The sequence below is a fragment of the Streptomyces anulatus genome, from assembly GCF_000721175.1.
Lineage (GTDB): Bacteria > Actinomycetota > Actinomycetes > Streptomycetales > Streptomycetaceae > Streptomyces > Streptomyces anulatus_C.
The window spans coordinates 188,696-211,828 of record NZ_JOEZ01000018.1 but is presented as its reverse complement, the minus strand read 5'-3'; the positions used below and the strand labels follow the sequence as shown (position 1 = coordinate 211,828).

At 69.8% G+C, this 23,133-nt stretch carries 15 protein-coding genes and 5 pseudogenes; 7 read left to right on the top strand and 13 right to left on the bottom strand.

Annotation, left to right across the window (positions count from 1 at the left end):
* Positions 1–253 precede the first annotated feature (253 nt).
* Complete coding sequence (locus tag IG90_RS0122955) at positions 254–871, bottom strand: hypothetical protein (RefSeq protein WP_030587593.1); 618 nt, start codon at positions 869–871, stop codon at positions 254–256.
* Positions 872–967: 96 nt separating this feature from the next.
* Here IG90_RS0122955 and IG90_RS47130 point away from each other — a divergent pair, with 96 nt between their 5' ends.
* From IG90_RS47130 to IG90_RS0122935, 5 genes and pseudogenes are all read left to right on the top strand, one after another.
* Positions 968–1,273, top strand: a complete 306-nt coding sequence (locus IG90_RS47130; RefSeq protein ID WP_209443562.1) for a transposase — start codon at positions 968–970, stop codon at positions 1,271–1,273.
* The gene (locus IG90_RS0122945) at positions 1,270–1,995 is read left to right on the top strand and encodes an IS3 family transposase (RefSeq protein WP_078585371.1); all 726 of its coding nucleotides are present in this window, start codon (positions 1,270–1,272) and stop codon (positions 1,993–1,995) included. The genes IG90_RS47130 and IG90_RS0122945 overlap by 4 nt, the downstream gene beginning before the upstream one ends.
* Complete coding sequence (locus IG90_RS0122940) at positions 1,946–3,364, top strand: IS30 family transposase (protein ID WP_078585370.1); 1,419 nt, start codon at positions 1,946–1,948, stop codon at positions 3,362–3,364. Before IG90_RS0122945 ends, IG90_RS0122940 begins: the two co-directional genes overlap by 50 nt.
* A gap of 4 nt (positions 3,365–3,368) precedes the next feature.
* Positions 3,369–3,671, top strand: a pseudogene (locus IG90_RS42305) (integrase core domain-containing protein); the annotation flags it as partial.
* 28 nt (positions 3,672–3,699) lie between these two features.
* Positions 3,700–4,752 (top strand): annotated as a pseudogene (locus IG90_RS0122935) (IS110 family RNA-guided transposase); the annotation flags it as partial.
* 15 nt (positions 4,753–4,767) lie between these two features.
* Here the strand turns inward: IG90_RS0122935 and IG90_RS43695 are convergent.
* The 4 genes and pseudogenes from IG90_RS43695 to IG90_RS46070 all read right to left on the bottom strand — a co-directional run.
* Positions 4,768–5,162, bottom strand: a pseudogene (locus IG90_RS43695) (transposase); the annotation flags it as partial.
* Between the two features lie 201 nt (positions 5,163–5,363).
* Positions 5,364–6,071 carry a hypothetical protein gene (locus IG90_RS0122925; RefSeq protein ID WP_030587575.1) on the bottom strand — a complete coding sequence of 236 codons (708 nt, stop codon included), beginning with the start codon at positions 6,069–6,071 and terminating at the stop codon, positions 5,364–5,366.
* The gene (locus IG90_RS0122920) at positions 6,068–8,251 is read right to left on the bottom strand and encodes a S8 family serine peptidase (RefSeq protein WP_411572640.1); all 2,184 of its coding nucleotides are present in this window, start codon (positions 8,249–8,251) and stop codon (positions 6,068–6,070) included. The genes IG90_RS0122925 and IG90_RS0122920 overlap by 4 nt, the downstream gene beginning before the upstream one ends.
* Before the next feature lie 148 nt (positions 8,252–8,399).
* Positions 8,400–8,607, bottom strand: a pseudogene (locus IG90_RS46070) (transposase family protein); the annotation flags it as partial.
* A 220-nt stretch (positions 8,608–8,827) separates the two neighbouring features.
* Between IG90_RS46070 and IG90_RS0122915 the strand changes: the two are divergent.
* Positions 8,828–9,721: pseudogene (locus IG90_RS0122915) on the top strand (NADP(+)-dependent, decarboxylating phosphogluconate dehydrogenase); the annotation flags it as partial.
* A 309-nt stretch (positions 9,722–10,030) separates the two neighbouring features.
* Positions 10,031–11,428 carry a type III PLP-dependent enzyme domain-containing protein gene (locus IG90_RS0122910; protein WP_030587567.1) on the top strand — a complete coding sequence of 466 codons (1,398 nt, stop codon included), beginning with the start codon at positions 10,031–10,033 and terminating at the stop codon, positions 11,426–11,428.
* Between the two features lie 765 nt (positions 11,429–12,193).
* Here the strand turns inward: IG90_RS0122910 and IG90_RS0122905 are convergent.
* The 8 genes from IG90_RS0122905 to IG90_RS0122865 all read right to left on the bottom strand — a co-directional run bounded on the left by IG90_RS0122905 (position 12,194) and on the right by IG90_RS0122865 (position 23,094).
* Positions 12,194–12,547, bottom strand: a complete 354-nt coding sequence (locus IG90_RS0122905) for a GNAT family N-acetyltransferase (RefSeq protein ID WP_030587564.1) — start codon at positions 12,545–12,547, stop codon at positions 12,194–12,196.
* Between the two features lie 60 nt (positions 12,548–12,607).
* Positions 12,608–13,033, bottom strand: a complete 426-nt coding sequence (gene panD, locus IG90_RS0122900; protein ID WP_030587559.1) for an aspartate 1-decarboxylase — start codon at positions 13,031–13,033, stop codon at positions 12,608–12,610.
* 260 nt (positions 13,034–13,293) lie between these two features.
* Positions 13,294–14,685 (bottom strand): SulP family inorganic anion transporter, encoded by a 1,392-nt coding sequence (locus IG90_RS0122895; RefSeq protein ID WP_030587557.1) that lies wholly within the window; start codon positions 14,683–14,685, stop codon positions 13,294–13,296.
* On the bottom strand, positions 14,685–14,849 hold the full coding sequence (locus IG90_RS44360; protein ID WP_157846334.1) for a hypothetical protein: 165 nt from the start codon (positions 14,847–14,849) through the stop codon (positions 14,685–14,687). Before IG90_RS44360 ends, IG90_RS0122895 begins: the two co-directional genes overlap by 1 nt.
* Before the next feature lie 18 nt (positions 14,850–14,867).
* Positions 14,868–16,379: a DUF1254 domain-containing protein gene (locus IG90_RS0122885; RefSeq protein ID WP_233436061.1), complete on the bottom strand. Its 1,512-nt coding sequence runs from the start codon at positions 16,377–16,379 to the stop codon at positions 14,868–14,870.
* Positions 16,380–16,982: 603 nt separating this feature from the next.
* On the bottom strand, positions 16,983–18,074 hold the full coding sequence (locus IG90_RS0122875) for a DEAD/DEAH box helicase (RefSeq protein WP_030587552.1): 1,092 nt from the start codon (positions 18,072–18,074) through the stop codon (positions 16,983–16,985).
* Entirely contained in the window at positions 18,071–19,924 is a 1,854-nt protein-coding gene (gene drmB / locus IG90_RS0122870) for a DUF1998 domain-containing protein (protein WP_030587548.1), read from the bottom strand. The genes IG90_RS0122875 and drmB overlap by 4 nt, the downstream gene beginning before the upstream one ends.
* A complete protein-coding gene (locus IG90_RS0122865) occupies positions 19,921–23,094 on the bottom strand; it encodes a helicase-related protein (protein WP_030587545.1) in 3,174 nt (1,057 codons plus the stop codon). The genes drmB and IG90_RS0122865 overlap by 4 nt, the downstream gene beginning before the upstream one ends.
* Between the last annotated feature and the right edge of the window lie 39 nt (positions 23,095–23,133).

Genomic DNA, 23,133 nt, shown 5'->3' with positions numbered 1-23,133 from the left:
GATCGAGACCCTAGACAAGCCTCATCGTTGCAGCTCAGAAGGCACTTTCGCTTTTCCGATCATGATCCGGACGCAACCCCAGATGAAACGCGCAGGCTAGATAAAGCCGAGGAGCACCAAGCGGCGACGAGTTGCGGGATGTATCCACGAACCACATGAGCGTCGGTAGCTTTGCTCGCCCCAAGGTTCGGGGCCGGCACACGGTTGATCTGCCAGATCTACTGTTTGATGCACCGCGGGCCGACCTGCGTGTTCAGCGTCTCCACCCGTGCAGCAGGCCGCCGACCATCAGAAGAGCCGAGTACGCCTCGGTCTTGGTCGTCTTCGTGATCTCCGGATGTGCTCCCAGGTCGCACATGAACTTGAGAGCCAGCCGTACCAGTTCGACGCGCGGCGGGTAGCCGACGTCCGTCATCCGCGACTCCTTGCGGAGCGCCCTCGCCACCGCTTCAACGTCTGCCGTCTCGTCCTCGTCGTCAGCCTTCTTGCCGACGAGCACCGCGAGGGTCTGACGGAGCGCTTCTACGGTGTGGCGCCACTTCTCGTTGCCGTACTGCTTCTCGGCGTCGCGGTAGTAGTCGAGAGCTTCGGCGAACTCTGCTGACAGGTTGCCGTCGGGTACGTCCAGCTCGATCAGGAGCAGGCGGCGGTACTGCATCTGCTCAAGGATCGCCGCCCAGTTGCTGTGGCTGATCTCGTACTCGATACTGCCGACCCCGATGCGTTCGAGGTTGCCGTCTGTCAGGGCCGTGCCGGTGACTTCCAACCGGAACTTGATCCCGCCCGTGCGGTGCTCCTCAATGATCTGGAGCTGCTTGTGGTCGAGGTCGACAACCAGAACGAACGTCGCCGTGGCCGCGAGGCTGTGCAATGTGACGGGCGACGACTCGACGGGCCCTGACCCCGGATTTTGGACACCGTAGACACTTGGATCTTGATGGTCCAGGAGAACGGAGTCCCCGTGGGGATGAAGCACTATCCCGCCGAGTTCAAGGCGGACGCGGTCGCGTTGTACCGGTCGAGGCCGGGTGCGACGATCAAGTCGGTCGCCGGTGATCTCGGGGTGAACACCGAGACGCTGCGGAACTGGATCCGTGCCGCCGACGGACGCCGTTCCGGCGCCCACTCCGTGCCGCCGGCCGCTGCACAGTCCGTCGGTGGCGCGGTTCAGGAAGAGCTGGCCGCCGCACGGAAGAGGATCCGCGAGCTCGAAGAAGAACGCGACATTCTCCGCAAGGCGGCCCGGTATTTCGCGACGGAGACGCGCTGGTGACCCGCTGCCAGTTCGTTGACGATCACCAGCGCCGGTTCGGCGTCAAGCGGCTCTGCGACATCCTGGGCATCGCCCGCTCGACGTTCTACTACTGGCGCCGCACCGCCCCTGCCCGGGCGGCCCGCGAGGCCGCCGACGCCCGGCTCGCAGTCCGGATGCGCACGGTCCATCAGGACTCCGACGGCACCTACGGAGTCCCGAGGGTCACCGCCGAGCTCCGCGACGGCGACGGCCTGGCGGTGAACCACAAGCGCGTCGCGAGGATCATGCGGACCATCGGCCTCGAAGGGGTCCGTCTCCGCCGTCGGCACCGCACCACCGTCCCGGACCCGGCCACGGCGAAGGCCCCGGACCTCATCGGCCGGGACTTCACCGCCGAGGTTCCGAACGCGAAGTACGTCGGCGACATCACCTACCTCGCCGTCGGCGGCGGGAAGTTCTGCTACCTCGCGACCGTGATCGACCTGTACTCGCGCCGTCTGGCCGGGTGGGCGATCGCCGATCACATGCGAACTGACCTTGTCACCGACGCCCTCGCGGCCGCGGTCCGGACTCGCGGCAGCCTCGCCGGAGCGGTCATGCACACCGACCACGGAGCGCAAGGTGAATTCAACTGGTCGTCGCAACACTTTGATCTCGGAGGTGTGCGACGTGGCCACGGCGGACTGGAGTTTGAAGACAAGCGATGTTCCGGAGGGTCGGCGTCGGCAGTGGCGCGCTGATCGTGCGTTGCGGCCGGCGATGCGTTCACCGGGGCGGCCTGATCCGTCTCGAGTCGTGCAGCGCCAGTTCTGGCGGCTGATCGCCACGGGGGTCACGACGGTGGAGGCGTCGTTGGCGGTCGGGGTGTCGTGGCCGGTGGGTGCGAGGTGGTTCCGCCACGCTGGCGGCATGCCTCCGATCTCGTTGGCCCAGCCCACGGGCCGGTACCTCGCGTTCGAGGAGCGCGAGGAGATCGCGATCCTCAGGGCGATGGACAAGGGCGTGCGCGAGATCGCCCGCGCCCTGGGGCGTGACCCCGGGACGATCTCTCGCGAACTGCGCCGCAACGCCGCCACGCGCAGCGGCAAGCAGGAGTACCGCGCGACGGTCGCCCAGTGGAAGGCTCAGGAGGCGGCCAAGCGCCCGAAGAGCGCGAAGCTCCTGGAGAACGAACGGTTGCGTGAGTACGTGCAGGAGAGGCTTTCCGGGAACGTTCATCGACCTGACGGGACGGTCGTCGAAGGACCGCGGACACCCCCGTGGAAGGGGCTGAACAAGCCGCACCGGCAGGACAGAAGATGGGCGACGGCATGGAGCCCGGAGCAGATTTCACACCGGCTCCTTGTCGACTTCCCCGATGATGGGTCCATGCGCATCAGCCACGAAGCGATCTACCAGGCGCTGTTCATCGAGGGTCGTGGCGCGCTCAAGCGGGAACTGGTCACGTGCCTGCGTACCGGTCGGGCGCTGCGGACTCCCCGGGCGCGCTCGCAGAACAAACCGCAGGGGCACGTCACCGCCGATGTCGTCCTCAGCGAACGCCCCGCCGAGGCCGCAGACCGCGCGGTCCCCGGACATTGGGAAGGCGATTTGATCATCGGGACGGGCCGCTCCGCGATCGGCACGCTGGTCGAGCGCAGCAGCCGCTCCACACTCCTGGTGCACCTTCCCCGGCTCGAGGGCTGGGGTGAGAATCCGCCCGTGAAGAACGGCCCCTCGCTCGGGGGCTACGGCGCGACCGCGATGAACGCGGCACTCATCACGTCGATGACGCAGCTGCCCGAGCAGCTACGCAAGACCCTCACCTGGGACCGCGGGAAGGAACTCTCCGGCCATGCCCAGTTCGCTCTCGATACCGGGACGAAGGTGTTCTTCGCCGATCCGCACTCGCCCTGGCAGCGACCGACGAACGAGAACACGAACGGGCTGCTGCGTCAGTACTTCCCGAAAGGCACTGATCTCTCCCGCTGGTCGTCCACGGACCTCGAAGCCGTCGCCATGGCAATCAACAACCGGCCCCGCAAGATCCTCGGCTGGCGGACACCGGCCGAGGTCTTCGAAGAGCAGCTACGCTCGCTGCAACAGCCCGGTGTTGCAACGACGGGTTGAACTCGCCCAATACACGAGCCGGGCCTTCGCCGAAGCCTGCAGGTCAGCCGGGGTCCGACAGAGCATGAGCGCAGTCGGTTCCAGCGCGGACAACGCACTGGCGGAGTCGTTCAACGCGACCTTCAAAAGGGAGACGCTGCAAGGGCGAAAGGGCTGGACCAACGAGCGCGAGGCCCGGCTCGACGCCTTCCGTTGGCTGACCCGATACAACACCCGACGTCGGCATTCCCGGCTCGGACAGCGATCTCCCATCGTCTTCGAGAACACCTTCCACTCAACATCAACTAGCCTGGCCCGAGCCGCATAGACGTGTTCAAGATCCGGGGGCAAGGCCCCTCACCCTCGACGAGGACGTGGTCTGGGCGGTCGACGTCGCCGACGGCATGGCAGCACTGTGGATCAACATGCTGCTCAATCACGGGCAACGACTCGTCTATCTACCGGGTCTGGCGGTCAATCGGGCATCCGCCGGCTATCGGGGCATGGGCAAGACCGACGCTAAGGATGCGACGGTTATCGCTGATCAGGCCCGGATGCGCCGGGACCTGACGGCCCTGCAGCCTGACGATGAGAATGTCGTTGAGCTCAGAATTCTCACCGACCGTCATTCTGACCTCACTGCGGACCGCACGCGCCGGGTCAACCGTCTCCGCGGCCAACTCATGAGTATCTTCCCCGCACTGGAACGCGTGCTGGATCTCGGTAACGCCAGCCCGCTGATCCTCCTGAGCGGCTATCAGACCCCAGCTGCCCTGCGCCGCACCGGCCGCAACCGGCTGCAGACGTGGCTCAGGAATCGTAAAGTCCGGGGCGCCGACGCCCTCGCCGAGACCGTCCTGGAGGCAGCCGGACGTCAGCACACCGCTATCCCTGGAGAGAAGATCACCGCAGAAGTGATTCACACCCTGGCGAAGGAAGTGATCGCTCTCAACGAGCAGATCGCACAGATCGGCAAGCTCATCGCCGCTCGGTTTCGCGAACACGAGCTCGCCAAGGTGATCTCCAGCATGCCCGGGATCGGGCCACTGCTGGGTGCCGAGTTCCTGGCGGCTACCGCCGGTGACATGAGCCGTTTCGGCAGTTCCGACCGCCTCGCCAGCTTCGCGGGGGTCGCTCCGGTGCCCCGAGATTCCGGCAACGTCAGCGGCAATCTGCACAGGCCCCGGCGCTACCACCGTGGCCTCCAGCGAGTCTTCTACACCTCCGCGCTGATCAGCATCCGCAGTTGTGACGAGTCTCGTCGCTTCTACGAACGCAAGCGCGCTGAAGGCAAACGGCATACCCAAGCCGTCCTCGCTCTGGCCCGGCGACGGGTGAACGTTCTTTGGGCCCTGATCCGTGACGGACGGTGCTTTGAACGTGAACTCCCCGTCACACCAGCGGCTTGACAACAACATTAGGAGGTGTTTGCTGCCCGTCTTCCGCCGGTCGACCGGCGACGGACCCGTGTTGGGTCCCCCTTTTTCGCGCGGATGTGGGAACCATCCACGCACGCCCGCGACCAGTCGAGCTCGCCGACCGCGTTCAGTTCGGCGAGCAGGACCCGGTGCAGCCGGTCGAAAACCCCTGCCTTCTGCCATCGGTCCAGCCGCCGCCAGCATGTCTGCCCCGAGCCGAACCCCAGCTCCAACGGCAGCAGTTGCCAGGCAATGTTGTTGTAGAGGACGAACAGGATGCCTTGCAGGCAGAGCCGGTCCGACACCGGCCGCGGTCCCGGCGACCGATCCGGCCACGGCGGCAGCAACGGCTCGATCAACGCCCACAACTCATCGTCCACGATCCACGGTCGAGTACCCACACCTTCACGAACGGCCGAATCGTCACACCGGTTACGCCCCACCAGCACACCTTAGCAAGATCGCGTTACGAGCCCGTAGGGGACGGGAGTCGCCCAAGTGCTACCAGTCGGCCCTGGCCGCGCTGCGTCGGCCGGGGGCGTAGCGCGAAGATGCCACCGCCCCGGGGGGAGCGGTGGCACCGTCATGTCGTCAGCTCAAGGTCACCCGACCGGAATCACCCGGGGGAGCGTGGAGTCCACGGTGTTGCCGCTGCCGTCCTCGGCCGTGACACGGACACCAAGGAACCCACCGAACTTCAGCGCCGTGTGCGGTGCGAGGAACCCGTAGCTCCCGTGGTGACCGACGACCAGGACCTGCTTCCAGGTCGCGCCGTTGTCGGCAGTGACCCAGGCGCGAACCTTGCGCAGCCCCTCGACCGCCCCCGTGACATCGGCCTTCACCAGCAGCGGGAGGCCGGCCCGTGCCTGGTTGAGGTTGTTCAGTGGTGCGTCGAGCGACACGTTGAGCAGGTTCACCGGGTTCGCTGTGTCACCGGCGCCGCCAGCGGTGAAGGTCCACTTGGAGGTCGCCTCGCCGCCCATCGGGAAGATGCCGGCGGAGGTGTACGTGCGGCTCAGCTCGTACGAGGCCTTGCCGGCGTCGGCGAAGGTCTTGTCGATCAGCGAGCCCCGGTCGGCGACCAAGGTTCCGTCGCGGTAGAGCCGGGTCGTGGTCTGGACACGCTGGGGGGAGTTGAAGTCGCCGTTCTGCCCGACGCGTCCCCCCGGGTTGACGCTGTCGTCCATCTTCAGCTGGAGGCGCGCGCCGGTGGACTGGCCGGTGGCGAGCACGGAGAACGGCCCGTCGAGCCAGGTGTACTTCGTGCTGGTGCCCGGCCGGTAGGTGAACTGCGCCGGCGTGTAGTTCATCGACACACCCCCTGGTTGCGGTAGCTGAACCGCAGCCAGGTCCGGTCCTCGGCCTGGATGTACTCGGTACGTTCCCGGGGCACCATCACCCAGGACGGCGAAGACGAGTTGAGGCCGCCCAGGCCGGTGCCGTAGACCGTGCTGCCCTCCTGGTAGCGGAGCTTCTCGTTCAGTCCCCGGTAGGTCGTACGAACCTTGGCGAACGTCTCGACCTCGTCGCGGGTCAGCCGTCGCTCGGGGTCGTCGCCGACCTCGGTCTCGGCGTACGCAGCGTCGTAGAGGGCGGAGGCGTCGCCCACGGCGTTGTCGCTGTCCGCGTCGGCCAGGCGCCAGCGCTCGTTGAACGCGACCTTGCCGAGGTGGGGTTCGGTGGTGGGCGTGATCCAGAGCGCGTCCTTCGGGAAGGCTCCGTAGGCGCCGTCGGCCAGCATGCTGTGCCGGATGCCGAACTTGCCGTCGTCGGTCGTACGGCTCAGGTTGCCGGCCATGAACTCGGGCCTGGTGTCCTTGCCCTCCAGGGACGCGGTCCAGCGCCGGGCCTTGCGGGCGTCGAAGACCAGCTCGTTCGAACCGGCCTTTAGGTCGGCGCTGACGATGGCGATCTGGCGGACTCCGTCGATGGTCATCCCGATCATCGCCAGACCCATGTAGCGGCCCTCTGGGACCCGCAGGTCGCGGGTGCCCTCGGCGCGGACCTCGGCGTTCACGGCGGCGCCGCTGTCTGCGTTGAGCAGGGAGATCTGGGCGGCCGCGGGCTTTCCGGCGCGGTCGAGCGTGGTGACCTTGAGGGACTGTGCCCGGTCCAGGAGCAGCGGGACGCGCAGCGCCTGGCCGCCTTCTGCCGGAAGCGCCGTCAGGGAGCCGGTGTAGGTGCCGGTCGGCGTGCCTGTGGCATCGACGGTGAGGTTGACCTCGGCGGACTCATCGGCGCCCAACGTCACGGCGGACGTCGAGAGCTTCAGGAGGCCGGCCGGAGCGGGCGAACCGGTCGCGGCCAGCGTGCCCGTGAGGTCCAGGGCGACGGTCACGCCGCCCTTGTTGGTGAGCTTCACGGTACGGGTCGCGGTGCCGTCGGCGACGTCCAGGCGCCCGAAGTCCAGGGCGCCCGCGTCGGCCACGACGGTCTGCTTCAGCGCGGCGGGAAGGTTCAGCACACCGGTGCCGACGTCGTACAGCGACTGGCCGTTCAGCGGAGCGGTCGTGGTGCCCATCAGTGTGTGCTTGAGCTGGTCCGGGGTCCAGTCGGGGTGCTCCTGGGCCAGCAGGGCCGCGGCTCCGGCGATGTGCGGGGCGGCCATCGACGTACCGGACAGTGCCGTGTACGCCGGGTCCGACTGCACGGTGCCGAGGTTCGTGCCGGTGGCACGGGCCGCGACGACGTTGACGCCGGGGGCGGCTATCTCCGGCTTGACCGTTCCGTTGAAGGACGGGCCGCGGCTGGAGAACGAGGCGGTGCCGCCGGCGAAGTCCACCGCGGCTACCGACAGGGCGTGCGGGGCGATCGAGGGGGCCGAGACGGTGCTGATGTTCGGGCCGCTGTTACCGGCCGACACCACGAAGAGTGTGCCGGACGAGGTGGCCAGTGCTTCGAGGGACTGGGTGACCGGGTCGGTGCCGTTCGTCGGTCCGCTGCCCAGCGACATGTTGACGACCTTCGCACCCTGTGCGACAGCCCACTCCATACCGGCGATGACCTGCGAGTCCGAGCCGGAGCCGTCATCGCCGAGGACCTTGCCGACGATCAGGTCGGCGTCCGGCGCGACGCCGGACCGGAGGCCCGGCGCACCCGCGCCGCTGCCTGCCACGGTCGCCGCGACATGGGTGCCGTGGCCCTGCTTGTCGAGCGTGCTGCCACTGCCCGAGAAGTCCTTGGTCTCACTGATCCGGCCCGCGAGGTCGGGATGGGTCTGGTCGCCGCCGGTGTCGAGCACGGCGACCTTGACGCCCTTGCCGGTACGACCGGACTGCCAGGCGGTGTCGGCGCCGATCTGGGTGAGGTTGCGATCGAGCGCGTCGGCGTGGACCTTGCCGTCCAGCCAGATGCTCTCGACACCCTTCAGCTCGCCCTTGGTTTCCAGAGCCTCACCGAGCTCGGCCGCGTCGTCCTTGTCGAGGGCCGCCGTGCTCGCCTTCAGCGAGCGGAAATCGCGCTCGGCGGGCAGCAGACCGTCGTCGGACATGGCCTGCGGCCGCTCGGCGCCGGAGCGCCGCACGATAAGCGGCAGTGCGTCGGCACGGGAGTCGTCGTACCCGTCGCGAACCAGGCCGTCGACGTTGAACAGCTGCGGGTCCAGGACGGAGCCCACCTTGCCGATGACGTCGCTCGGGTAGAAGACGTAAGTCCGGGGCACTCACGCGCAGCACCTTCAGCAGGGCCGGAGCACCGTTGCGAGCAGACCGAAGATGGCAGTGACGTATGCGTGAACGGTGCCGACGGACATCCCCAAGCCCGCCGCGATGCGCGTGAGGGTGTCGTGACGGCGCGCAAGTAGGCCCGAGCGACCAGGACAGTCCGGTTCCGCGAAATCCGGTCGCCCACGTCTGGTTAGCGAGTGCGCAGAATGCCCTCAGTGGGTCGGAACTCCACCCATCCACGCCTGACGACCCATCAGTAAACTCAGCAAGAGGTCAGCACAACCCCCGCCAAAGACCGCCTCGCACGGCCAAAAGCCGCCGAGGCAGAATCGCACTGCGCCGTGCTTGACGTGGGAAAACGCAGGTAACAGGCACAGTGCTAGCATCGCCTCCCAGTACTCGTGAAGATGGTCCACAACGGCATCGAGTACGCGGACATGCAGCTGATCGCCGAGGCGTACGACCTGCTGCGCGCCGTCGCCGGGTACTCCCCCGCGCAGATCGCCGACGTCTTCCGTACGTGGAACACCGGGCGGCTGGACTCGTACCTCATCGAGATCACGGCGGAGGTCCTCGCCCACACGGACGCGGCGACCGGGAAGCCGTTCGTCGACATCGTGCGGGACCGGGCGGAACAGAAGGGCACCGGGCGCTGGACCGTGCAGATCGCCCTCGACCTCGGGGTCCCGGTGTCGGGGATCGCCGAGGCGGTCTTCGCCCGGTCGCTGTCCGGCCACGCCGACCTGCGGGAGGCGGCGCAAGACCTCCCGGGGCCCGCCCCGAAGCCGCTGGACGGGGCGGCGGCCGCAGCGTTCGCGGACCGGGTGGAGCAGGCCCTGTACGCCTCCAAGATCGTCTCGTACACACAGGGCTTCCACCAGATCAGGGCGGGCAGCGAGGCCTACGGCTGGGGCATCGGCCTCGGCTCCGTGGCGGCGGTCTGGCGGGCGGGCTGCATCATCCGGGCGGCGTTCCTGGACCGCATCCGCGCCGCCTACGACTCCCGGCCGGATCTGGTCAGCCTGCTCTCCGACAAGGAGTTCGAACAGGAGATCGGCGCGGCACAGGACGACTGGCGGGCGGTGGTGGCCGAGGCTGTGCGCCAGGGCGTGCCGACCCCGGGCTTCGCCGCCGCGCTTGCGTACTACGACGGGCTGCGTGCGGACCGGCTGCCCGCGGCGCTCACCCAGGGGCAGCGGGACTTCTTCGGGGCGCACACCTACCGGCGTACGGACCGGGAGGGTTCGTTCCACACGCTCTGGGGCGGCGACCGGTCCGAGATCGAGGCGGGCTGAGCCGGCCGGCGCTCGGGGCCGGTCCAGTGCTCCCCCGGCCGCTCCGTCCCGGGTGCGGCCGACGCAGGACGTGGCTTGGTGGCTGCGAGCCCGTTCACGATCGCGAGTGCCCTCTTTCACCGTCGTAGAAGCCCTGTCTCACCGTCGTCAAGGCCCTGTTTCACCGTCGTCAAGGCCTTTGTTTCACCGTCGTAGTGGAGTGCGTGCATGCCCGACGCCGTCCGGGGGCGCTCACCCGCGCGGGGCCGGGCAGCCGAGCGCCCCCGTGCCGCCGAAGACCCGGGGGCAGCCATCAGGGACTCTGGCCGTATGACGCAGACGACTCCCGCACACCACGAGAACGGCACGGCACCGCCCGCCGCCCGCTTTGACGCCGCCGTCCGAGCGGCCGTCCAGCAGGGGCTGCTGGGCGAGGACGGCCCGGTCGCCGGATTCATCGACACGGAAGGGGTACGCGCCTCCGTCGGGACCCTGCACGACGCCTTCGCCGCCACACCCGGGGTGCTGCACACGTTCGCGGCCAAGGCCTGCTCCCTCATCCCGGTGCTGCGCCTGCTCGCCGACTGCGGCATGGGCTGCGAGGTGGCGAGCCCCGGTGAACTGCGCCTCGCCCTGGAGGCCGGGTTCGCCGCGTCCCGGATCGTCCTGGACTCCCCCGCCAAGACCCGCGAGGAGATCCGGCTGGCGCTCGCCCTCGGCGTGGCCGTCAACGCCGACAGCCTCGACGAACTGCGCCGCATCGACGCACTCCGGAACCCGGGCACCGCCTCGGTACTCGGGCTGCGGGTCAATCCCCAGGTGGGCGGAGGCGCGATCGGACCGATGAGCACGGCGACGGACACGGCGAAGTTCGGAGTGGCGCTGCGCGACCCCGGGGCCCGCGAGGCGATCGTGGGGGCCTTCCGGGAGCGGCCGTGGCTCACCCGTCTGCACGCCCATGTCGGCTCGCAGGGGTGCCCGTTGGAGCTGATCGCGGCCGGGGTGGCGCAGACGTACGAGCTGGCCGAGGAGATCAACGCGACGCTGGGCGTCCGACAGGTCACCAGTCTGGACATCGGCGGCGGACTTCCGGTCAACTTCGCCGACGAGACCGTGCACCCCGCCTACACGGACTACGTGGCGGCCCTGACGGCGGCGGCCCCCGGCCTCTTCTCCGGGCGCTACCTTCTGGTCACGGAGTTCGGACGGTCGCTGCTGGCGAAGAACGGGTTCATCGGGGCCCGGGTCGAGTACACGAAGGACGCCGGGGGCCGCCGGATCGCGCTGACCCACGCGGGTGCGCAGACCGCCACCCGCACCGTCCTGATGCCCGACGCCTGGCCGCTGCGGATCGGGGCGTTCGGCCCGGACGGCAACCCCAAGACGGGCCCGGTGCTGCCGCAGGACATCGCGGGGCCGTGCTGCTTCGCGGGGGACGTGGTGGCGTACGGGAGGGAGCTGCCGGAACTGGCCGAGGACGACGTGGTGGTGCTGTACGACACGGGGGCGTACTACTTCTCCACGCCGTGGGCGTACAACAGCCTGCAGCGACCCGCGGTGTACGGATTCCGGACGGTGGCGGGGCAGAGCACGACCGGGCAGGGCGGGCCGGGGCACGACGGGGCGGCGGTGACGTTCACGACGGTGCGGGACGCGCAGTCGATGGACGCCATCGCCGCGGAGAGCGGTCTCGCGCACGCGGACGCGCTGATCGAGCGGGGCGTCTGAGCGAGCGGACGCGCTGAGCGGTCAGAGCACCTGAGCGGTCGGGGCGGTATACCGGTAGGCCGGGGCCGCCTGGCCGACCACGCCGGCCTCGATCCGCGGCGTCGACGGACAGATCACGGGACAGGCGCACTACGCCACCCGGGCCGTGCTCGAAAGCCTGCCGGCCACGACGTTCCACCAGGCTCCGACCCTCGACGCAACGGCCGGCCGGCGACACGGCCCGCCTCGGTCCGGCCGAGGCGGGCCGAGGCGGGCCCTCGGTCACGTCCCGGCGGGCTGGGGCTCGGGTTCCGGAGCCGGTACGGGGTCCGGTCCGGGGGCCGGCGGCTGCGGGATCGGGTCCGGCGCAGGACCTGGCGGCACCGGCCCGGGCCCCGGCGGCACGGGCGGCGGACCGGGCACCGGAGTGGGCGGGCCCGGTACGGGCGGAGGCGTCGGCGAGGGCGGTACGGGGTCGGGGTACGGATGGGTCATCGCTTTCCTCCACAACTGCACGAACAGGACAGATGGAACTCTCCTCCACCGTCTCCCGGTGCGGCTGCCCGCGCCTGCCGAGTCCACACGTACGCCCGGCGACAGCGGCGCACGCAGCCGTGCCGGCGCGGTCCGGCCCGCCCGGAGCGGGCAGGACTCGGGCAAGGTGCCCGAGTCCTGCCAGGTCGCCGTGACCACCACCGTCGACACGAAAGGTGCCGGAGTCGGCCCCGGGCCGCCTACTGGGCGCCTGACCCGCCCCGGGACGCGTGGTGCCGGGGTGCGGACCGGTCAGAACAGCTCGGGGTGGTTCCTGAGCTGCCGCTCCGCCTCCTGGACGAGCTCGGCCGGCGCCTCGGGCGCCTCGTCGGGGTGGCGCTGCGCCCACTTCGCCGCGTAGGGGCACAGCGGAACGACGGGGACGCCCTCGCGGGCGGCCATGGCGTAGAACTCCCGCACGAGCGCTCCTGCGACGCCCTTGCCCTCGTGTTCGGGCCGGACGACGGTGTGCACGGCCACGAGCGCGCCGGGAGCCGGGTCCATGACGAAGTACGCGATGGTCCCGGCCGACTCGCCGCCCTCGTACGCCACGAGGTTGCCGTGCTCCCGGTCGTCCCTGATCTCTACGGCTGCGTTCTCCGCCATGGCTCCTGCTCTCTCGCTCGTCGACGCGGACGGCGCTCGTCCGGAAACGCGGACGGGGCCTCAGCCGCCCGCGACGACGGCCTGCGGGCTCCGCTCCGTACGGGTCCCGGGCACCGGAGCCGAGGTGTCGGTGCCGAGCGCCACGATCCGGTTGTCCGCGTCCACGTGCACGACCCGCGGCACGAGGGCACGGGCCTCCGCGTCGTCGACCTGTGCGTAGCTGATCAGGATGACCAGGTCACCGGGGTGCACGAGGTGTGCGGCCGCGCCGTTGATCCCGATGACACCGGAGCCGCGCTCGCCCTCGATGACGTACGTCTCCAGGCGGGCGCCGTTGTCGATGTCAACGATATGGACCAGCTCGCCGGGCAGCAGGTCGGCGGCGTCCATCAGGTCGGCGTCGATCGTCACGGAACCGACGTAGTGCAGGTCGGCCTGGGTGACGGTGGCCCGGTGGATCTTGGACTTGAACATGGTACGAAACATGAAAATGCTCCCGATTCGTCTGCTCCCTGCCCGCTGATAGCAGGTCAAGGGCGGTTTCCGGAGAATACAACGAGTCGCATTGCAGTCAGCTGTGTGCCCAGGTGTTCCAGGGGCCAGCGGCCCCGCCGACCTGGCGGCGGCCGGGGCCGAGGCCGCCCTCCCGGCTGAGCTCCGTCACCCGGCTCAGCCTCCCCGGACCGGCTTCGGCTCAGGTGCCCGTGCGCGTCGGGGCTCGGCGGGCACCGTGTCGACAGGTCGAGTCACGTGCCGGCCCTGGCCGCGTCGACCGCCGCCCGCACGGTGGGATATACGCGCCTCAGTTCCGCCCTGGCCTCGGCTGTGCGCAACACGTCCCTCACCTGCCCCGTGTCACGGGCAAGCAGGAGCCGGACTCCGAGGGCCTCGAGCTCCCCGGCCACGTTGTCGAGCATGCGTACGGCGCTGACGTCGACGAAGGGAATCGACTCGGCGTCGATCACGACCGCCGTCACCTCCTTCCGGGCGGCAACCCTGCGGACCTCGGATCGGATCCGCTCCACGTTGGCGAAGTAGATGCCGCCCTCGACGCGCAACACGGTCAGGCCCGGGATCCTGCGGCTGTCCGCGCACCTGTCGAGCGCGGCGAAGTGTCCGTTCCCGGGCAGCTGCCCCAGCTCGCTGATGACTGGACGCGAGGAGCGGTAGAGCAGCAGAAGCAAGGAGACGCCGATGCCGATGAACAGGCCGGGCAACGTGTCGAACGCCATCACCCCGAGCATCGCCGCGATCGCGGCGAGGAAGTCGGGCCGCGCGGCGACGCCGTAGGCCTGGCCGAGCCTGCGGGTGAAGACGCGGTAGAGAGAGACCAGCGAGGGGATGTCGACCAGCTCGACCACCGCCGCGATCACCACCCCCGCGAGCACCGCCTCGGGGAGCTTCTCGAAGAGGCCGGTGAGGAAGAGGAGCGTGATCACGGTCAGGGCGGCCGCGAAGATGCCCGAGAGCTGGGTGCGCGCGCCCGCCGACCAGTTGACGGCGGTCTTGGAGAGGCTGCCGTTGACCACCATGCCGCTGGACAGACCGGCGCCGACGCCGGCGGCCCCGAGCCCGATCAGCTCGCTGTTGGCGTCGACCTCGTAGTGGCCGCGGGCGGCGTAGTTCCTCGCCGCTCCGAGTCCCTCGGCGAAGGCGACGAGCAGCACGCCCACGCTCCCGGCGACCAGGTCGCCGAGGTCGTCGAGCGAGACGTCGGGGAAGCCGAACGAGGGCAGGCCGGCCTCGACGCTGCCGACGACCTCGACACCGTGGTCCTCCAGGCCGAAGCCCGCTGCCGCCGCGATTCCCAGCGCCACCGCGATGAGGGAGCCGGGCATCATCGGGGCGACCCGCTTGAGAACAAAGATGAGTGCGAGGCTGCCGATGCCGACCAGGACGGTGAGGCCGCTGGTTCCTCCGAGGTCCTTGATCAGGGCCCAGATCTTCTCGAAGAAATCGCCCGACCCGCCCTCGACACCGAACAGCTTCGGCAGCTGGCCCGCGATGATCGTCAGCGCCAGGCCGACGATGAAGCCCTTCAGCACGGGCTCGGAGATGAAACCGGCGAGGAAACCGAGACGCAGCAGTCCGGCCAGGCGCGCCGCGATGCCCACCGTGAGGGCCAGTGCCGCCGTCATCAGGCGCACTCCCGCTCGTCGTCGTCGTGCACGACGAGGAGGGCGAACTGAGGAGATCGCAGCATCTCGATGTCGATGTCCACGTCGTCGTTGCCGGCCGCGAAGCGCGGTGATCGGCCGGTGCGGGCGAGGATGTACTCCGGCTCCTCGCGCCTTCGGATCACCGCAGCCGCACGCCGCGATCAGTCAACCGCCTCGATCTCGCCCGGCCGCCAGGTCCTGTCGAAGAACGGCTGAAGGGGACTGTAGAGCCGCAGGACCGGAAACCATCCCTTGTCCGGCATCGTCTGGATCCAGTTGCCTTCCGGCACGCCGTCGGGCCGGTCGGGCCCGAAGTGGACCGTCGTCGTGCCGTCGGCATCAGCGATCGCTGCCGGGCTCGGGTAGGCCTGGCTGCCGGCCCGGGGGAATCGTTGCGGCGTGTCGAGCATCGAGCGCGTCTGGTTGTCGTACACGGTGCACGACCAGAACCTGGCGGCGGGGATGTCCGGCGGCAGCACCAGACGGTAGTTCCTGCCGCCGTCGAGGGGCCGGCCGTCCCGGTCGGCGAACGCGAACACATACTGCGAGCCGATACCGGTCAGCGCCGTCGAGAACGCCGGGCTGATGCCCACGGCCAAGTACCACCACCAGGCCCGCAGGTTGAGCTTCCGGGCGCCGTCGCTCGGGCAGGGCTCGACGCCCGTGTCGGTGACCCTCGCCGGTGGGGTCATGAAGTCGTAGCCTGATGCCATCAGGCCGTTGAGCCACTGGGAGGAGGCGCCGTAGTAGTGCGCTCCCTCCGCCGGTCGCGGGAGGACGGCGAGCGTGCGGGCCGTGGCGTTCCCCACCGCGGCCGCTTCGGTGAGGATCTTCTTCATACGAGCGTCCGGCTGGAAGGGTTTGCCCTTGACGATCCCGATCGCGGCGAGAGCACCGGCGATCTCGGGATCGAGCGCCTCCGCCGGCTGGTCATGGACCAGTTCACTCGCGAAGTCGAAGTACGTCGCGTCCGAGGGCGGGACCGTGTTCATGGAGAGTCCGGTGCCTTCGACGAAGCGGGGCGGGGCGGGTTCCTGGAGCGCGGCGGTCCATGTCTCCGCGGTCCACGGCAGCGGCGGGGCCGTGCCACCGGTGACGATCTCCGCGAGACTCGTTCCGTACAGTCCCGGGACGTAGCGGTAGAGGCGCAGCCCCTCCTTGATGCGCTCGGCCACCGGCTTCGGGTCGTCGCCCTCCAGGAACGCCCGCCCGCCCAGGACCAGCCGCGTGGTGCGCGCCCGGCACGTGAAGAACCCGTCCTCGGGCAGCGGGCCCTCATATCCGGGTGGCACGAAGAGGTACCTGCCGCCCACCCCGCGATCGGGTCCGGGCAGACCGGGGTCCACGACCCAGCCGAACCACATGTCGTTGACGAAACTGAGGGTGCGTGGGGGCATTTCCACGACCATGGGCCCCTCGGTCAGGTCGAGGAACGTCACGAAATAGACGGTGTCCGCGTTTCCGGTGAGCACCAGGCTCTTCGGATCCATGAACTCCGAGCAGATCATGACGTCGTGGTCCTGGATCCCCGCTGCGAGAAATCCCCTGCGGAACGCCCACATGCTGACACCGGAGTACGCGTCGAGAAAGGCGCTGACCGCGTGCACGTGGTCCACGTGGTCGTAGACGCGCTTCGCGGTCTCTTCGGTGGGAATACCGAGCGGAAACTCCAAAGTACCCAGGTGCGTCTCAACCTGCTCTGGAGTCGAAATGGATTGCGAGGTCCGTGTGGCCTGCTGCAAGGACTTGCTCCGTTCTCGGTTCCCGTGGAAACAGCACCTCGCCAAATGTCGTCCGTTCCTGCACGGGCCACCACTGCACCTGGGCCGTACGGAGCCTTCGCGTCCGGGCTGTGCGCGGCTTGCGGCGGGCTTCACGGCTGACGGACGCCGGGGAAACCACCCGCCTTCAGGTGGTGCCTGCTCGCCCGGGTCGCGTCGTGGGCGCGCTGGACCGGGGAACCCACAGGATCGCGCCCTTGTCCTTCTGTGGGGCGACCTGCTCCGGCGTCTTCACCCGGCCGGCCCTGCGACCGGGAGCGGGCGGGAGCACCACGGCGACGTCATGAGCGAGCGGCCGCCCTCGGCCGGGGCGGGGGCTCTCAAGCCCGTGCCTCGGCCGAGGCGGGGGGTCTCAAGCCCGTGCTCGCCCCCCCGCACTTCACCCTCGACGACGTCGCCGGCGCCCGTGGGGCCGTCGGGCGTGGCACCGCGCAGGGCAAGGTCGTGATCGACGTCGGCTGACCGCGCAGGGCCGGCACGCCTCCATGGACTTCGTCATCCGCGCAGCAGGTCACCGGGCCCCATCTGAGCGCACAACGGTGGCTCCGCTTCTCCCTCGTATGCCAGATGGAGTTCATGTCGTGCCCGGGTTGCCAGCACGTAATAGGTCATGCGCAGGGCAGCCGAAGTGGGATCGAACGCCGCGTCCGTATGCGTGTCGGGGATGACGACGGTGTCGAATCCCAGCCCTTTGGCGCTCGCCCGGTGGACGAGCACGATCCCCGGGCGGCCGAGGTCCAGCGTGCGGTAGCGGCCTTGTGCCGCTCGGGCCCGGGAGGTGTACAGCTGTGGCTTGAGCCGGGGTGCTCTGCGCTCCAGACTGCCGAGCAGTGAGAACTGGATGTGCGTGGAGTTCACGATGACGCCGATGCTCTGCTGCGGGCGCCTCTGTGCCAGAAGGATCAGCAGGTCGGCTGCGCCTCCGGGCGGCAGGCGGTGCAGTCGCGGGGGCGGCCCCTCGCGTTCCGGGAGGGCGGGCAGGCCGGCCCCCGTGTGGAAGTGGGCGGCGAAGGACGCGATCTGGCGTGTGTTGCGATGGTTGCCCTCAAGTGCGAGGCGTGTGCAGCGGCCCAGACGCCCGGCGATCTCGGTGAGCGTGGAGTTGGCGTCGGTCAGCCGCTGGCATTCGTCCGCGAACACCGTCGTTCGGGCTCCGAGCAGACGGCAGAGGCGATAGAACTCCGGGGGCAGGTCCTGGCCTTCGTCGACGACCAGGGTGAGTCCGGGCACCGGGCCGGTCTCCCCGGCACGGTCGTAGAGGTCGGGCCAGTCGAACCAGCCGTCGGTGCCGCGTGGGGGCTGTCCGCCGTACCACTCGGTGAGCCACGCGTGTGCGGTCGCCACGCGCACGCCGCGGTCCGCCGGTCCGAGCGCGTGGACGGTCGCGGCCAGTGACTGGCGGAGCAGATTGGACCGGGTCAACAGGACTGCCGGGGTTCCGGTGAGGGCGAGCATGATGGCCCGTTGGACCGCCAGGAGGCTCTTGCCGCTGCCCGGCGGACCACTGATCAGGTGATTGCCGTCGAAGGGGAGGCCTTCGAGGCAGGCGCGCTGCTCCGGTACGAGGTCGAGGTAGGTGAGGGTCACATCTCCTCCAGGGCGTCCACCGCGGCGTTCCGGGCGGTCGTGACGATCGCCTCCAGATAGCCGGGCACCTGTTCGCCGCCGACGACGAGAGCGCGGTCGAGAAGGGTGTTGCCGGTCTCGCAGCTCGTCTCGGGCAGCAGGGCGCAGGCATGGCAAGCCGCGCGATTGAGGTTGCCGAAGCCCTGGCCGGTGTGTTCGGCGCACAGAGGGTCGGCGGAGCACCAGGCGGCGGCTTCGGTCATCCGCAGCAGGGTCTCGGCGAGACGCGGCGGCTCGCCCTGCTGCACGAGCCCGCCGAGGGTGCCTGCGGCGTCGCCCGCGGCGGTGTAGACGAGGATGCCGTACTGGTCCTGCTCGGGGCGTGCGTACACGCGTTCGCGCAGGCTGGCAGTCGTGTAGCCGGATTCGAAGGACAGCTGGCGGATCAGCAGGTGGGCCAGTGTGTGCAGGAGGACGAAACGCGGGGAGAGTTCTTCCCCGGTCAGGGCTTGGAGCCGTTCCTTCTGAAAGGACCGGTCGAGGTCGGCGCGCATGCCCGCGACCCGCCGGCACACCTCTGGGGCGCCTTCCCAGGAGGTGAGTTCGTCCTTGTCGAGGGTGAGGAGGATGCCCTCGCCGAAGACTTCGACGGCAGGGAGCCATTTCAGGCGCCGGGCGGTGTCGGCGGGGACGAGGGACGCGTCCGGGGAGACCCGGCTGAAGCCGGACAGTGCGCGCACCTCGCGCAATCGGTCGGCGAGCACGATCCGGCCGATGCGGCGGTGCAGGCCGGCCCAGGGTTCGGCGGTCTCCTGTGCGAGTCCGAGGGTGGTCCCGCGCAGTGCGAAGTCCCGGGTGGCGGGCGGGGCCGGTGCGGTGAAGGCGACCCACTCCTCGCGACTGAGGTCGGGGCGGGCGGGCGCCGTTGCCGGGTCGGACGATGCGACGGGCAGGGGCTGCCCGGTCTCCTCGGCGAGCAGGGCGTCGAGAAGCCGGTCTTCGGCGCCGGTGTCCTCCTGGATCATCGTGCGGAAGACGTCGGCGCGCGGGGTGCCGGCGACCCGGCAGAGCGACACCCACAGGTCGTGCTCGCGTACGCGTCCGGCGCGTTCCTCGTCTCCGTGCGAGGCAGGCGCGTCCGACTCGGGGATGTCGAGCGCCGAGTGCACCACCGGGTAGTACAGGTTGCCCGCTGTGCGCTGCACGATCTGTACGGGCATGACGCACTCTGTGGCTTCGTTGGCCCGCTGCCAGGGGTTACGTCCCGAACAGCGCATGCCGTGCGTGCCGAGGATGTCGAGCAGGTCGCGGGAGGCCCCGCACCCCTTGGCCGTGCACGTGACGGAGAGCGCTTCGAGGCCGGAGGCGCGCTCGGACACGAGGAAGCGGAGCTTCTCACGTTCGCCGCACTGCCGCCGTTCGCCTGCTTCTCGCCGCGAGTGTGCCCAGAACCACCAGTCGACGTCGCCGAGGTGACCGGCCGCGCAGATCTGGACGAACCGTATGGGGGCGAGGGTCCGGCCGGGTGAGCAGGACGGGCAGCGGGGCGGCTGACCCGGCTTCTCATCGGCGATGCGCCACCGCTTCATACGGCGGCAGGCCCCGCAGAACAGCCAGGACGGGAAGCGGATGTAGGGGGCTCCGGGAGCGTCGGGTGTGTCGAAGCGGTCGTTGGCCGTGGGGGGCGCGGCGTAGAAGCCGGTGACGCCGAGACGGGCCGCGAGCCGGGGCGACTCGACGCGCTGTCTGGCCTTCTGCGGCCAGTCGCCGATGCCCGTGGCGACGAACGACTCGCCCTGGATGTCGAAGACGGCCCCGACGCCGAACGGCAGAACGGTCTGCGACTGGCGTACACGGAGTGTTCGGCTCACAGGTCGGCCCCCTTCACCATCACCTGGCATTCCCGGTCGACGTTGCGCATGGAGTTCGGTGTCTCCCACAGGCCGTAGCGTTGTTCGAAGCTCTTGATCAGATTGGACTGTCCCTTGCCCTGGCTGCGGTAGTACAGCTCGCGGCCGTTCTTGCGGGCCTCGCGCGCGGCGTCCTCCCAGTCGGCGAGGAGTTCCGCGACCTCCTTGCGCACGGCGTCGGCGGCATACGGTTCACCGGCGGCGGCCCGTTCCGCCAGCTGCCCGCCGAGGGCTTCCACTTCGGGCAGCCGGTCGAGGATGTGCCCGGCCTGGTTCTCGGCGGCGAGGCCGAGGCGGTGGCGTACGAGGATGACCAGCGCGGCGTGCAGGGCGCGCCGACGTGAGGGCACGGACCAGGGGGTGACGCTCGTCGGTTCGACGTGCCGGTAGAGCGAGCGGTGGTACACGTCGAAGGTCTCGTAGTGCGACCGGTCCCTGGGGCGGGTGGCGTTGAAGAAGGTGACGACGAGACCGGGCACGGTGTGCCGGCCGACCCGGCTCGTGGCCTGGATGTATTCGGCCGTGGTCTTGGGCTGCCCCTGCATGAGCATCAGCGCGAGCCGCTTCACGTCGATGCCGACGGACAGCATGTTGGTGCAGGGCAGGAACGACACCGACTGAGTGTCGGACCAGGGCTTTTCGAGCCGGTCGAGGAGGACGGGCTGTTCGGCGCGCGGCAGGTTGCTGGTGAGTTCCTGCACCTGGTGGTCCGCCAGTCCCCGGATTCCCGACCCCGAATCCAGGCCTGTGAGCTGTGCGGGGATGTCATCGGCCGCGGCGGTCACCGTACGGCCGAGTTCGCGGAGGCTGTGGTGGTAGGCGACCAGCGTCCAGTAGGCGTCTCGATGTTCCTCCGGGAGTTCGTGGGCGCCCTGGAGCATCGCGGCGGCGGTGGCGACGGCGGCGCGACCCGCCGTGTGTCCCTGGGCCATGACGCCGAGGTAGCGGCGGCCGGGCCGGGACGTGTCGGGTTCGGCGAAGTAGGAGTACCGGGCGTCGACTCCGGCGGGCGGGAAGAGCTGGGCGTCGCTGCCGTAGAGGGCCCGGATCTGCTCGCCGGAGCGGCGGATCGTCGCCGTGGACGCCACGACCTTGGGTCCGATGCCGTCGCGGGTGGTGCACAGCCCGAGCACCGCCGCCTCGTACAGCCCGACGGTGGTGCCGAGCGGTCCGGTGAGCAGGTGCAGTTCGTCCTGGATGACGAGGGACGGCGGCAGGTTCGCGGTTCCCGCGCCGAACAGCCGTCCCGAGCGCGGTTCCCATGCGAGCCGGGCGAACTTGTCCACGGTGCCCAGGACGAAGGTGGGCGGCCGGTCGTACAGCTGCTCGTCGACGACGGCGACGGGCAGCGCGTCGTGGAAGGCGCACTCCTCGCGCGGGCAGTAGAAGGTGAACGAGTCGGCGGTGGCGCGTACTCCGTAGTCCCCGATGTCGGGCGACTTGTGGGCGGGCATGATGCGTGTGCCGCACCACGGGCAGCGGTCGAGGATGAAGACGTCGTCGGGCCGGGCGGCACCGCGCACGTCGTCGAAGACCGCGGTTGCGTTCTCGTACGAGTTCGGGGAGGTGGCCTCGCCCACCCACAGGCCGATGGAGAACGGCTCGTCACCGTAGGGTGCCGGGTCGGCGCGGCGCAGCGTCTCCAGAGCGCAGATGGTGGTGGCCGCGCGTTGGAACTGCTGGGTGGTGAGCAGGCTCAGGGTGTAGCGGCTCAGCACCGCGGTGCCCCCACCGCCCTCCTCGCCCCGGCGGAGCACCATGGCGAACGCGGCCAGCAGGAGGTAGGCCTCCGTCTTTCCGCCGCCGGTCGGGAACCAGATCAGGTCGGCCGTCGCCCGGTCGCGGTGCCGGGGGTTGGCCACGCCGTCCAGGGCGAGCAGGAAGAACGCCAGCTGGAAAGGCCGCCATACGGCATCCGGGCTCGGCTCCGGGTCGAGGAGCACCGCGTCGCGGCGGGCGCGGCGTTCACCTGCCTGATCGCGGGCGGAGTGCCGCATCTGGAGGGCCATCGCGCGGTTCGCGGTACGGAAGGCGTGCAGCAGCTCGGGCCGCGCCGGATCGCAGAGGGTTCGGACGCCGGACTCGATCCGGGTGACGGCGGCGTTGATGCGGGCCAGGACGCGGTCGGCGGCTTCTCGGCCCCAGGCGGGGACCTCGGTGTTCAGCTGTCCCACGTACCAGGCTCGGTAGTCGGCGGCGAACTCCGCGAGCTCCTCGTGAAGTCGGGCGAGGGGCACGGCGGGGTCGGCGAGGTGGAGCACGTTCAGTACGGGCGATCCGGTGAAGCCGGCCGCCCGTACGGCGCTGACCTCGGCCTCGGGCATGACGGCGGCCTTGACAGCCACTACCACCCGTTCGCCGCGCTCGTCGTGCTCGTCGTGCTCGTCGTGCTCGTCGTGCTCGTCGTGCGAGGCATATCGTTCCTCGACCGCGCAGCCGTGTCCGACGGCGTGTGTGCGGACGTGCCGGTACTGCAGGCGCAGTTCCTGTTCCTCCGGGTCACGGCTGGCCAGTCGCACGCTCGGGTAGGGCAGCACATCGCCGTCCGCGGGCCGCGCTTCCAGTTCGACCTGGAAGAGCATCCGGTCCCATTGCGCGGCCTTGCCGAGCGCCTGTTCGTGGTGGGCGGTGTTGACCAGAGCTACGGTGACGAGCTGTCCGGAGCCGAAGGCGCGCCTGCGGATGCGGATCTCGGCACGTCCGTCGAGCACGGGGACGTGGTCCCGGTCGGGTCCGAGCGCGTGGGTCTCCTCGGGCAGCGGGACGCGTTCCCAGCGGCGGCCCCGCCCCCCGGTGGCGGCGAGAGTCCTGTAGCGGGCTCCGGCGCAGCGGATGTCGACGGTCGTGGCGTCGGTGTAGAAGCTGAGGCCGAGCGAGGACGGCAGCCAGGAGTTGGACTCGGGCACGGGGTCCGCCGCGGGCGCCGTGTCCTCGGCGCCGCCCTCCGTGCCGGTGCCGTCGAGCTCCTCCGCTGCGAGGTCCAACTGCCTCTGCAGATCGGCCTCCTGCGGATACAGAGTGCCCATCAGGTACTCACGGTCGGGCGGCGCGTCGAGCAGCTCGTTCTCGCCGGAGGCAGGACCGACGAGTCGGCGGTGCAGGTAGGAGACGAGTTCCTGTCTGGGGTCCATGGTGCTCCTGAAGCGGTACGGGTGGTGCGGGGTGTGGGT